We start from the raw sequence: 12,514 nt of genomic DNA on the forward strand, positions 1-12,514 counted from the left end.
ATACTCCCGATATTCATGACTGTTCTGAAATCATCTGATAAATAATATGCCGGGATGTGTTATTTTCCCCTCAGGTGAACGTCATTAACCTGTTCCAGTCGTTAATGAATCTATTTTTAACCGATGTCAAAGAGCACAGGGATGCGATTAACCACCAAACTTTCTGCAATGATTACGCTACTGAGCGCATTAGCGATGTTGCTGATGCTGCTGGGCTGCGTAATAAGCTTTTTCTATCTCAGCGATGAACGTGCAGGGCATCGGTTGCTGACAATGGCGAAAGAGATTGATAGCACCCTGACGACTGAAACGCCGGAGCAGATGGTTACCTGGTTGCCCCAGGTGATGGGACCGTTGCAAATCCACCAGGTAATCTTTGTTGAAAACGGCCAGAAACGCCTGGCGTTGGCTCGCCATCAGGATGCGGTACTGGAAGATGAGCCAAACAAATATCGTCAGACGGAAATCAGACTGGAAAACCATCCGGCCTTCACGCTTAACATCATTTGGGTGGATACCACCAAAACCTGGCTTTGTTCTTTTGTTGGCGCCTCAATTTTCACCATTATCATTTTTGTCGTCAGCAGCTTGATCCTCATTCTGCTCTTTACCCATCGTTGGCTCTATCGCCAGTTGCAGGGCATGGAGTTTCTGGAACATCGCGCTGGCATGGTCCTGAAAGGGGAAAGGAGCAGCGTTCGACACGGAAATGTGCACGAGTGGCCGCCCAAAGCCAGTAGCGCTATCGATCTGCTTTTGAGCGATCTTCATGAAGCTGGTGAGCAGCGGAATCGCATCGATACGTTGATCCGATCTTTTGCCGCGAAGGATGCCAAAACCGGGCTGAATAACCGCATGTTTTTCGATAACCAGCTCTCCACCATGTTGGAAGATACCGAAGGTACAGAGTCACATGGCATGGTGATGATGATTCGTTTACCTGATCTCGATACGCTGCGTGATTACTGGGGGCCGGGGCAGACCAAAGATTATTTGTTTGATCTGGTCAATTTGCTCTCCACATTTGTGATGCGCTACCCGGGGGCGTTGTTGGCGCGTTATTTTCGCAGCGATTTTGCCGTTCTGCTGCCACATCGAAGTTTGAAAGATGCCGATGGTATCGCTTCACAACTTATCCATGCAGTGGATGCGTTGCCACCGATGCGGATGTTGGATCGTGAAGACATGATCCACATTGGTATCAGTGGTTGGCACAGTGGACAGAGCACACAGCAGGTAATGGAAAGTGTTGAGGTGGCGACGCGACATGCCGCGCTTTCAGGCGGAAATAACTGGTCTGTGGGCGAGGTGCCGCAGCAGGATCGTAGCCGCGGCAGCGTGAAGTGGCGAACTTTACTGGAGTCCACGTTGCAGCGCGGAGGCGTCCGCCTGTACCAAAAGCCCGCTGTGACTGGCGAAGGGAACGTGCACCACCGCGAAATGATGCCGAGGATCTTTGACGGAGACAAGGAGCTTTCATCGGCGGAATATCTGCCGTTTGTTCAGCAACTGGGCATGGCGGAAGGTTACGATCGTCAGCTGGTAAGCCGTATCCTGGCGCTGTTACCCATCTTTCCGGGAGAGACGCTGGCCATTCCACTCACAGTGGATGCGTTATTACGGCGTTCCTTTCAATTCTGGCTAGGCGATATGTTACTGCAATACACGCAATCGCAAAGAAATTACATTTTATTTGAACTTGCAGAAGCTGATGTATGTCAACAGATCAGCCGCCTCAATGATGCCTTTCGTTTATTGAAAGGTTTTGGCTGCCGTATTGCTATAAGTCAGGCGGGGTTAACGGTGGTAAGCACCGGCTACATCAAACCGTTTGATGTGGAACTGATCAAGCTGCATCCGGGGCTGGTTCGTAACATTGAGCGACGTACCGAGAACCAACTTTTTGTGCAAAGCCTTGTGGAGAGTTGCAAACGAACCCCGACACGCGTTTTTGCCGCGGGCGTTAAAAGCCAGGCAGAGTGGCATACGCTGGCTGAGCTGGGTATTCAGGGTGGGCAGGGCGATTATTTTGCCCCTTCTGAACTGCTTAACAGCGAGGTTAAAAAATTTTCGCAAAGATTCAGAGTTTAGCCTGCCGTTAATGCGGATTTCACGTAGAATAGCCGCGCGGTCGTGGTGTCGGCAATGGTTAATCGGTTCAACCAGTCATACCGGGTGATGTTAGATTTTAGTTAGAATTTATGTATGTTATGTCCGTATATTAGCCTCAAAGTAGGAGTCTGAAGCCTGATTGCAGGTGTTCTGAGAGCTTATTTGGGGCCAATGATTAAGGCAGAGATAGCATAATTTTTCACCGAAGTAGAGCGTTTTTGCGCCTTGTCGCTGCTTCGTGTGGTTGGTAAAGTAAGCGGATTTTATTTTCCGCCCCCAGCTAGCAGGATTATCCTTCAGTATGTTTAAAAAATTTCGTGGCATGTTTTCCAACGACTTGTCCATCGACCTGGGTACTGCCAATACCCTCATTTATGTGAAAGGACAGGGCATCGTTCTTAATGAGCCCTCCGTTGTTGCTATTCGTCAGGATCGTGCCGGCTCCCCAAAAAGCGTTGCGGCTGTCGGTCATGACGCCAAACAGATGCTGGGTCGTACTCCGGGTAATATTGCGGCGATCCGCCCGATGAAAGACGGGGTGATTGCCGACTTTTTCGTTACCGAAAAAATGCTCCAGCACTTTATTAAGCAGGTTCACAGTAACAGCTTTATGCGTCCAAGCCCGCGTGTATTGGTGTGTGTACCCGTGGGTGCCACGCAGGTTGAGCGTCGTGCAATCCGTGAATCGGCGCAGGGTGCGGGAGCACGTGAAGTCTTTCTGATTGAAGAACCTATGGCGGCGGCGATTGGTGCGGGCCTGCCGGTTTCTGAAGCCACAGGCTCAATGGTGGTGGATATCGGTGGTGGAACCACTGAGGTAGCGGTTATCTCTCTGAACGGCGTGGTTTATTCCTCTTCCGTGCGCATTGGTGGCGATCGTTTTGATGAAGCGATTATTAACTATGTGCGCCGTAATTACGGTTCCCTGATCGGAGAGGCCACCGCAGAACGTATTAAACATGAAATTGGTTCTGCTTATCCCGGTGATGAAGTGCGTGAAATCGAAGTTCGCGGTCGTAACCTGGCTGAAGGGGTACCTCGCGGCTTTACGCTTAACTCCAACGAAATCCTTGAAGCATTGCAGGAGCCGTTAACGGGTATTGTTAGCGCGGTGATGGTCGCGCTGGAGCAGTGTCCGCCAGAGCTGGCATCCGACATCTCCGAACGCGGTATGGTGCTGACCGGCGGTGGAGCGTTATTGCGTAATCTCGATCGCCTGTTGATGGAAGAAACCGGCATTCCGGTCGTGGTGGCAGAAGATCCGCTGACCTGCGTGGCGCGTGGTGGTGGCAAAGCGTTGGAAATGATCGACATGCACGGCGGCGATTTGTTCAGCGAAGAATGATTTGCCCTGAAGGGGCGTGGTGCCAACCCTGCACGCTCCTTTTTTAAGATGTCGAGGAATACGCCGAATTTATGAAGCCGATCTTCAGCAGGGGTCCCTCTCTGCAATTACGTTTGTTTTTAGCGGTGATAGTGGCGATAGGTGTGATTATCGCAGATAGTCGCCTGGGCGCTTTCAGCCAGATCCGCACCTATATGGATACGGCGGTCAGTCCGTTCTATTTTTTGGCCAATGGGCCACGTCAGGCTCTGGACACCCTCTCTGAAACCCTGGCGTCGCGCCAACAGCTTGAGCTGGAAAACAAAGCGTTACACCGTGAGTTGATGCTAAAAAACAGCGAATTGCTGTTATTAGGGCAATTCAGGCAGGAAAATGCCCGTCTGCGTGAATTGCTGGGTTCGCCTTTGCGTCAGGACGAGCAAAAAATGGTAACCCAGGTGATCTCTACTGGCACCGATCCCTATACCGATCAGGTGGTTATCGATAAAGGCAGCATAAACGGCGTATACGAAGGCCAGCCGGTGATCAGCGATAAAGGGGTAGTGGGTCAGGTGGTTGCGGTGGGTAAAATTACCAGTCGGGTTATGCTGATCTGCGACTCCTCCCATGCTTTGCCTATCCAGGTGTTACGCAATGATATCCGTGTTATCGCCGCCGGTAATGGCTGTACGGAAGATTTGCAGCTGGAGCATTTACCGGGCAACACTGATATCCGCGTCGGAGATGTGCTGGTGACTTCTGGCCTGGGGGGGCGTTTTCCTGAGGGTTACCCGGTCGGTGTGGTATCCAACGTCAGGCTGGACACGCAGCGTGCTTATTCGGTGATTCAGGCACGCCCCACCGCGGGCCTGCAACGCCTGCGTTATTTGCTTCTGCTTTGGGGGGCCGATCGTAACGGTACCATGCCGCTGGCACCGAACGAGGTGCACCGTGTGGCTAATGAGCGTCTGATGCAGATGATGCCGCAGGTTCTGCCATCGGCCAGTGAGCTAATGGGGCCACCAGCTCCCACCAGTCAGCCAACGTCTTCTGTAACGACCCCCTCCGCAGCAGGCACGGTTTCAAAAACTAACCAAACTGCCTCCGATTCCCATGGGAGCCAGCCTTGACCAGCTATCGCAGCCATGGCCGATGGGTTATCTGGCTGTCATTTCTGGTCGCACTGGTGCTGCAAATCATGCCCTGGCCGGACCAACTGATTATGTTCAGGCCATCATGGTTGCTACTGATCCTGATTTACTGGGTGCTGGCATTGCCGCACCGGGTGAATGTTGGCACGGGTTTTATGATGGGCTCTATAATGGATCTCATCTCCGGTTCCACGCTGGGTGTGCGTGCGCTGGCTTTTAGCATTGTGGCTTACCTGGTGGCGTTCAAATTCCAGCTGTTTCGCAATCTCGCGCTCTGGCAGCAGGCGCTGATGGTGATGGTGCTGTCACTGGCGATGGATGTCATCGTTTTCTGGGCTGAGTTTCTGGTCATCAACATTTCCTTCCGTCCTGAAATTTTCTGGGGCAGCGCTGTGGACGGTATTTTGTGGCCCTGGCTGTTCCTGTTGATGAGAAAAATTCGTCGCCAGTTCGCCGTTCAATAAGGACGATTATGATATCCCTCTATCTGGCTTCTGCATCTCCGCGCCGCCGTGAACTGTTAACGCAGCTTGGCCTGCACTTTGCGTCTCTGAGTTCGTCAATCGAAGAAGTTAAGTCTCCAGACGAAAGTGCCGAAGCCTATGTTTGCCGCCTGGCGCGGGAAAAAGCACAGGCTGGTCTGGCGATAGCAGAGCATGATTTGCCGGTATTAGGGGCGGATACCATTGTGGTGTTGAATAACGATATTTTGGAAAAACCGGTTGATGAACAGGCAGCACGCGCAATGTTGGTTAAACTGTCAGGCCAGACGCATGTGGTGATGACAGCGGTGGCGTTAGTGGACCGTCATCAACAACTGGACTGTCTGGTGACTACCGAAGTCACCTTCCGCGCGCTCACCAGCGAAGATATTGCCAGTTACGTTGCCAGCGGTGAACCGATGGATAAGGCCGGTGCTTACGGCATCCAGGGAAAGGGCGGAAACTTTGTCAGAAAGATTAACGGCAGTTATCACGCAGTGGTCGGACTACCGCTGGTGGAAACTGTTGAGTTGCTGGAGCATTTTCAGTCGCTGCGTGACGTGAGGGATATGCATCATGACCGCTGAGTTGCTGGTTAACATCACTCCATCTGAAACCCGCGTTGCCTGGATCGACGGCGGTATCCTTCAGGAGATCCATATTGAACGTGAAGCCCGCAGAGGCATTGTCGGCAATATTTATAAAGGTCGGGTAAGTCGGGTTTTGCCCGGAATGCAAGCCGCTTTTGTGGATATTGGTCTGGAAAAGGCCGCTTTCCTGCATGCTTCGGATATCGTGCCTCACACCGAGTGCGTTGCTGGCGATGAGCGCAAAAATTTTTCCGTCCGCAATATTTCCGAACTGGTTCGACAGGGGCAGGACCTGATGGTACAGGTGGTGAAAGATCCATTGGGTACTAAAGGGGCGCGTCTGACCACCGATATCACCCTGCCATCACGCTATCTGGTATTTATGCCGGGCGCATCTCATGTTGGTGTATCTCAGCGTATCGAAAGCGAAAAAGAGCGTGATCGTCTTAAGACGGTGGTGGCGTCATATTGTGACGATCTGGGAGGCTACATTATCCGCACTGCGGCCGAAGGTGTTGGTGAAGTTGAACTGGCCTCAGATGCTGCTTTTCTCAAGCGGCTGTGGACCAAAGTGATTGAACGTAAGAAACGTAACCAGACCCGCTGTCGCCTGTATGGTGAAGTGGCGCTTTCGCAGCGTATTCTGCGTGATTTCGCTGGGGCCGCACTGGATCGTATCCGCATCGACTCGCGTTTGACTTATGAGCACCTGGTTGAGTTTACCAGTGAATATATCCCTGAGATGACGGCAAAACTTGAGCTTTATACTGGTAAGCAGCCTATCTTTGATCTGTTCGATGTGGAAAACGAAATTCAGCGCTCGCTGGAACGCAAAGTAGAACTGAAATCCGGTGGCTATCTGATCATTGATCAGACCGAGGCGATGACCACTATTGATATCAATACCGGGGCGTTTGTTGGTCACCGTAATCTCGATGAAACCATCTTCAATACCAATATCGAGGCGACACAGGCGATTGCCCGTCAGTTGCGCCTGCGTAATCTGGGCGGCATTATCATTATCGATTTTATTGATATGAATAATGAAGACCATCAGCGGCGTGTTCTGCATTCGCTGGAGCAGGCACTGAGTAAAGATCGGGTAAAAACGGGGATCCATGGCTTCTCACCGCTGGGGCTGGTCGAGATGACGCGTAAGCGAACGCGCGAAAGTATTGAGCATGTGCTGTGCCAGGACTGCCCGGTCTGTAAAGGACGCGGAACGCTGAAAACAGTGGAGACGGTCTGCTATGAGATTATGCGTGAAATTGTCCGGGTGCATCATGCTTATGACTCAGATCGCTTTCTGGTCTATGTTTCTCCCGCGGTGGGTGAAGCGCTGAAAACGGATGAATCCCATGCGCTGGCGGAGGTTGAGATCTTCGTTAGCAAGCAGGTAAAAGTGCAAATCGAACCGCTCTACACTCAGGAGCAGTTTGACGTGGTCATGATGTGATGCTGGCATGGCGGACGGCAAGGAGAAGTATGTGAGGCGATTGCCCAGGTTCCTGCTACTCACCGCAGCAACTGTCGTGGTCCTCACCGCGCTGCTGGTCAGTGGGCTGCGTCTGGTGATGCCGCACATGAACAGCTGGCGACAAACCCTTGAGCAGCAGGTTTCTTTCGCCACGGGTATGCCGGTGCAGTTCAGTGAAGTGAACGGCAAATGGGAAAATTTTGGCCCGGTACTGGACATCAAAACCATTCGGGTTGACCTGAAAGACGAGGGTGAGCTGAAAATTGGCCGGGTGACACTGGCGCTTGATGTCTGGCAATCGTTACTGCATTTCCGCTGGCAGTTCCGTAATCTGACCTTTTATGGCCTGAATCTGGTTACCGACAGGCCACTCGCCACCGCAAGCAACAATAAATTACAGCTCCAACCTGGACAGCTCAGCGATCTTTTCCTGCGGCAGTTTGATCATTTTGATCTGCACCAAAGTCAAATCAGTTTTGTCACACCTTCAGGTCAGCGCGCTAAACTGGATATCCCGCAACTTACCTGGCTGAATGAAAAAAATCGTCATCGGGCGGAAGGACTGGTGAGTCTGTCCAGTTTTACCGGTCAGCACGGCATGGTGCAGATCCGTCTTGATCTCAGTGATAACCGTGGTTATCTGGATACTGGTCAGGCGTGGATGCGGGCTGATGACGTTGATGTTAAACCCTGGCTGGGCCAGTGGATGCGGGATAATACGTCACTAAAAAGTGCCCACTTCAGTCTGGCTGGCTGGCTGAGTCTGAAAGAGGGGGAAATCTACGATGGTGCTATCTCACTGACCAAAGGGGGCGCTGAATGGCAGGGTGACGAACAGTCCCATCAACTCGCTGTTCATGATGTTACCGCGCATATTTCACGCTTTAACGGAGGCTGGCGCGTTGACGTTCCGCACACCAGGTTATCTACCGATGGACAATCGTGGCCGAAGGGGATGTTTTCGCTTCTGTGGCTGCCGGAAAACAGTCTGCTACCCGGACCGGATCACAATCAGGAAGTACGCATTCGGACCACCAATCTGCAACTTGAACGTCTGAATGCACTGGTGCCACTGTTTTCAAACCTCACGCCCGGGCTGCTTGATAACTGGCGGTCTTTGCAACCGCATGGACTGCTACAATCCCTGGCGATAGATATACCGGTACAGCAGCCGGAGAAAAGCCGTTTTCAGGTCCGTTGGAAAAATCTTGGTTGGCAGCACTGGGAGCTGTTACCCGGCATGGAACACCTCAGCGGTTCTGCCCTTGGCAGCGTGGCTGATGGACAGCTGAACTTTGCGTTGAATAACGCCAGTCTGCCCTATGGCAAGATGTTCCGCGCTCCGCTGGAAATTCAACAGGCCAGCGGCACGGTAAACTGGCAGCAGGACCAGCACAGTCTGACGCTGTATGGCCACAATCTGGAGGTCAAAGCACGCTCATTGTGGGCGAAAGGGGACTTCACCTGGGCACAGGGTGAGAACAGTTCATCAAGGCTGGACATTCTGGCGGGTATCAATGTCACCAACGCGGGTGATGCGTGGCGCTATTTTCCTGAGCCGCTGATGGGAACAGCGCTGGTGAACTATCTTAGCGGGGCCATTAAAGGTGGGCAGGTACAGAATGCCTCGCTGATTTTTGCTGGCAATCCGCATCTTTTTCCCTTCAAAAATAATGAGGGCCTTTTCCAGGTATGGGTGCCACTGAAGCAGGCAACCTACCAGTTCCAGCCCGGCTGGCCCGATTTGCAGGACCTTGATATTAATCTGGATTTTGTTAATGACGGGCTGTTTATGAAGGCCGACAGGACAAAACTCGGTCATGTTCAGGGCAGCAATATTTCGGCGGTTATCCCGGATTATCTGCAGGAAAAGCTGATCATTGATGGTGATATTCACGGTGCTGGCACGGACGTGGGCAGCTATTTTAACCAGACGCCGCTGAAAGACACGCTGGGGGCGGCGCTTGATGAACTCAGAGTCAGTGGTGATGTGAGTGGTCACTTACATCTTGATATTCCGCTGGATGGCAAACAGGTCAAAGCAACAGGCGATGTCAACCTTAATGATAATCAGCTGCTTATCCGGCCGTTGAACAGCACTATCAGACAGCTTACCGGACGTTTCACCTATGATAATGGCAACCTGCAAAGTGGACCGTTGACCGGTAACTGGTTTGGGCAACCGGTCAACGTTACGTTTAACACTAAAGAAGGTAAAAAGGACTATCAGATAGGTGTTGATCTTCTGGGCGACTGGCAGCCGGGCAACATGAATGTGGTGCCTGCCGTACTGCGCAAAAAACTGGCGGGCAGCGTTGGTTGGCGAAGCAATGTGCAGGTCACTCTGCCACATGGCGGAGGCGCGGATTATCAGGTAACGATGGCAGGTGACCTGAAGGATGTAAGCAGTCACTTACCGCCCCCGCTGGACAAGCAAAAAGGGACAGCGATGCCGGTAAAAATCAGTGCTGAAGGTAATCTGCATACGTTTAACCTGAGCGGCGTGGTTGCGGATAATCACCGTTTTAACAGCCAATGGTTGCTGGGCAAGCAACCGCGTGTTGAACGCGGGGTTTGGGAAAACGATGCAACCCGGACTCCGGCATTACCAGAGTCTGGCGGGATGATCCTCAATCTGCCGCCGCTGGATGGTCAGGCATGGTTTGCGCTGATGGTCGCCGGGGGGGCCGGGAGCAGTGGAGGAAGTGTTGACGGGCGCGCTTATTTACCGGGTGATATCACGTTGCACACGCCTCAGCTGACGCTCGGTGGTCAGCAATGGCATGAGCTTGATGCCACGCTTAAGCAGACGGTCAGTGGAGATATGCAGGTTCAGGCGAAAGGGAAAGAGATTGTGGGTCAGTTAATGATGAACTCACATACCCCCTGGGTGGCGCACCTTAACTATCTCTATTACAACCCGGAATGGTCCACCAGTGAAGGTGTTTCCTCTTCGCCCGGCGATCCCGTGGCGGTTAACTTCCGCAGCTGGCCAGCCCTTAATCTCACCTGCGACGAGTGCTGGCTGCGTGGGCAGAAGTTTGGCCAGATAAAGGGGAGTCTGACGCATGACAACGATACGCTGATGTTACGTAATGGCCTGATTGATACCGGCAGCGCTCGTCTGAGCATCGCGGGAGAATGGGTCAATCGCCCAGAAGAACAGCGTACTGCACTAAAAGGCGTACTCAGCGGGAAAAAGATTAACGATGCGGTGGACTGGTTTGGCATGAGCACCCCGTTGCGGGATTCTCCTTTTAACATTCATTACGATTTACACTGGCAATCCGAACCCTGGCAGCCTTCTGAAGCGACATTAAGTGGCGTACTGAAGTCCCACTTTGGCGCGGGTCAGATTGCCGATGTCAATACAGGGCGTGCAGCGCAGTTGCTTCGCCTGGTGAGCGTGGACGCATTGCTACGTAAATTGCGTCTTGACTTCACCGATACCTTCAGCCAGGGCTTCTGGTATGACTCGATTAACGGTACGGCATGGATTGATAAAGGGATCATGCATACCGATTCCCTGCTGGTGGATGGCCTTGAAGCTGATATTGCCATGCAGGGCAAGGTCGACCTGGTACGGCGTGAAATCGACATGGAAGCGGTAGTCGCGCCGGAAATTTCAGCCACGGTTGGGGTAGCGGCTGCTTTTGCCGTTAACCCGGTGGTGGGCGCGGCAGTGTTTGCCGCCAGCAAGGTACTGGGGCCGCTGTGGAATAAAATTTCCGTGTTGCGTTACCATATCTCCGGTCCCATCGATAAACCGAAGATTGATGAAGTACTGCGTAAACCCAGAGAAAAGAGCGCGAAGTGAATTTGACGTAACCGGTGAATTACCGCAGGCTATAGAGATACGTTGCCAGTCGTGGCTGGTTCCTCCCAACTGAGCGAGAATACATGAGTCTGAATCTGGTAAGTGAGCAGTTACTTACTGCTAACAATATTAATCAAGCCGACCTTTTTTCCGTTCTTGGTCAGCTCTCTGAACGTAAGCTGGATTATGCCGACCTCTATTTTCAGTCCAGCTTCCATGAGGCCTGGGTACTGGAAGATCGGATTATTAAAGACGGTTCATGGAATATTGATCAGGGCGTCGGTGTCCGTGCCATCAGCGGTGAGAAAACGGGTTTTGCTTATGCTGACCAGATAACGCTTGCGGCGCTGAGCCAAAGTGCCAACGCGGCCCGCAGTATTGTTCGTGAACAGGGTAACGGCAAATCGCATACGTTGGGTGCCGTAATCAATCGCCAGTTGTATCCGGCGGTTGATCCACTGCAAAGCCTGTCGCGTGAAGAAAAAATTGCGCTGTTGCACCGGGTCGATACCGTTGCTCGTGCTGCCGACAGGCGGGTGCAGGAAGTCAGTGCCAGCCTGAGCGGTGTCTACGAGATGGTACTGGTTGCGGCAACCGATGGCACGCTGGCGGCAGACGTGCGTCCGCTGGTCCGGCTTTCTGTCAGCGTACAGGTAGAGGAAGACGGTAAGCGTGAGCGCGGTTCCAGCGGCGGCGGCGGGCGTTTTGGCTATGAGTTCTTCCAGGCTGACGAAGGCGGGGAGATCCGTGCTGAGGCCTGGGCGCGGGAAGCCGTTCGCATGGCCCTGGTCAACCTGAGCGCAGTGGCTGCCCCTGCCGGCACGCTGCCGGTAGTGTTAGGTGCAGGCTGGCCCGGCGTCCTGTTGCATGAGGCGGTTGGCCATGGTCTCGAAGGGGATTTTAACCGTCGGGGGACCTCCGTATTCAGCGGGCAGCTGGGGCAGCTGGTGGCTTCCGAGCTGTGTACCGTGGTTGATGATGGCACCATTGCCGGGCTGCGTGGTTCACTGGCTGTGGATGATGAGGGCGTGCCGGGGCAGTACAACGTATTGATTGAAAACGGTATTCTTAAAGGCTATATGCAGGATAAGCTCAATGCCAGGCTGATGGGCGTTAACCCCACCGGCAATGGCCGCCGCGAGTCCTATGCGCATCTGCCGATGCCGCGCATGACGAATACTTACATGCTGGCGGGCAAATCCACGCCGCAGGATATCATCGAAAGCGTCGAGTACGGGCTGTACGCGCCAAACTTTGGCGGCGGCCAGGTTGATATCACCTCTGGTAAATTTGTCTTTTCCACCTCTGAAGCCTATCTGATTGAGAAGGGTAAAGTGACGAAGCCGGTAAAAGGCGCGACGCTTATTGGTTCAGGGATTGAAGCTATGCAGCAGATATCAATGGTAGGCAATGACCTGGCGCTGGACAAAGGGGTGGGCGTTTGCGGGAAAGAGGGGCAGAGCCTGCCGGTGGGTGTTGGTCAGCCAACCCTGAAGCTGGACAGGATCACCGTAGGTGGTACCGCCTGATTTGTTATTTGAACGGGGCATTCTTTGCCCCG

At 53.0% G+C, this 12,514-nt stretch carries 8 protein-coding genes; all 8 read left to right on the forward strand.

Translation table 11 applies throughout. The features are described 5' to 3' along the window. Positions 1-141: 141 nt before the first annotated feature. The 8 genes from csrD (at position 142) to tldD (ending at position 12,482) form a co-directional block, all read left to right on the forward strand. On the forward strand, positions 142-2,091 hold the full coding sequence (gene csrD / locus EB241_RS14835) for an RNase E specificity factor CsrD (RefSeq protein WP_124233901.1): 1,950 nt from the start codon (positions 142-144) through the stop codon (positions 2,089-2,091). Positions 2,092-2,413: 322 nt separating this feature from the next. Next, the gene (gene mreB / locus EB241_RS14840; protein ID WP_003855260.1) at positions 2,414-3,457 is read left to right on the forward strand and encodes a rod shape-determining protein MreB; all 1,044 of its coding nucleotides are present in this window, start codon (positions 2,414-2,416) and stop codon (positions 3,455-3,457) included. Between the two features lie 71 nt (positions 3,458-3,528). Next, a complete protein-coding gene (gene mreC, locus EB241_RS14845) occupies positions 3,529-4,566 on the forward strand; it encodes a rod shape-determining protein MreC (RefSeq protein WP_124233902.1) in 1,038 nt (345 codons plus the stop codon). Then, positions 4,563-5,051, forward strand: a complete 489-nt coding sequence (mreD, locus tag EB241_RS14850) for a rod shape-determining protein MreD (protein ID WP_124233903.1) — start codon at positions 4,563-4,565, stop codon at positions 5,049-5,051. Before mreC ends, mreD begins: the two co-directional genes overlap by 4 nt. 8 nt (positions 5,052-5,059) lie before the next feature. Continuing rightward, positions 5,060-5,656, forward strand: coding sequence for a Maf family protein (locus tag EB241_RS14855; RefSeq protein WP_124233904.1), 597 nt, complete (start codon positions 5,060-5,062; stop codon positions 5,654-5,656). Then, positions 5,646-7,115, forward strand: coding sequence for a ribonuclease G (gene rng / locus EB241_RS14860; RefSeq protein ID WP_124233905.1), 1,470 nt, complete (start codon positions 5,646-5,648; stop codon positions 7,113-7,115). Before EB241_RS14855 ends, rng begins: the two co-directional genes overlap by 11 nt. 31 nt (positions 7,116-7,146) lie before the next feature. Continuing rightward, complete coding sequence (gene yhdP, locus EB241_RS14865; RefSeq protein ID WP_124233906.1) at positions 7,147-10,953, forward strand: AsmA2 domain-containing protein YhdP; 3,807 nt, start codon at positions 7,147-7,149, stop codon at positions 10,951-10,953. A gap of 83 nt (positions 10,954-11,036) precedes the next feature. Further along, positions 11,037-12,482, forward strand: a complete 1,446-nt coding sequence (gene tldD, locus EB241_RS14870; protein WP_124233907.1) for a metalloprotease TldD — start codon at positions 11,037-11,039, stop codon at positions 12,480-12,482. Positions 12,483-12,514 lie beyond the last annotated feature (32 nt).

This window comes from Erwinia psidii (assembly GCF_003846135.1).
Lineage (GTDB): Bacteria > Pseudomonadota > Gammaproteobacteria > Enterobacterales > Enterobacteriaceae > Erwinia > Erwinia psidii.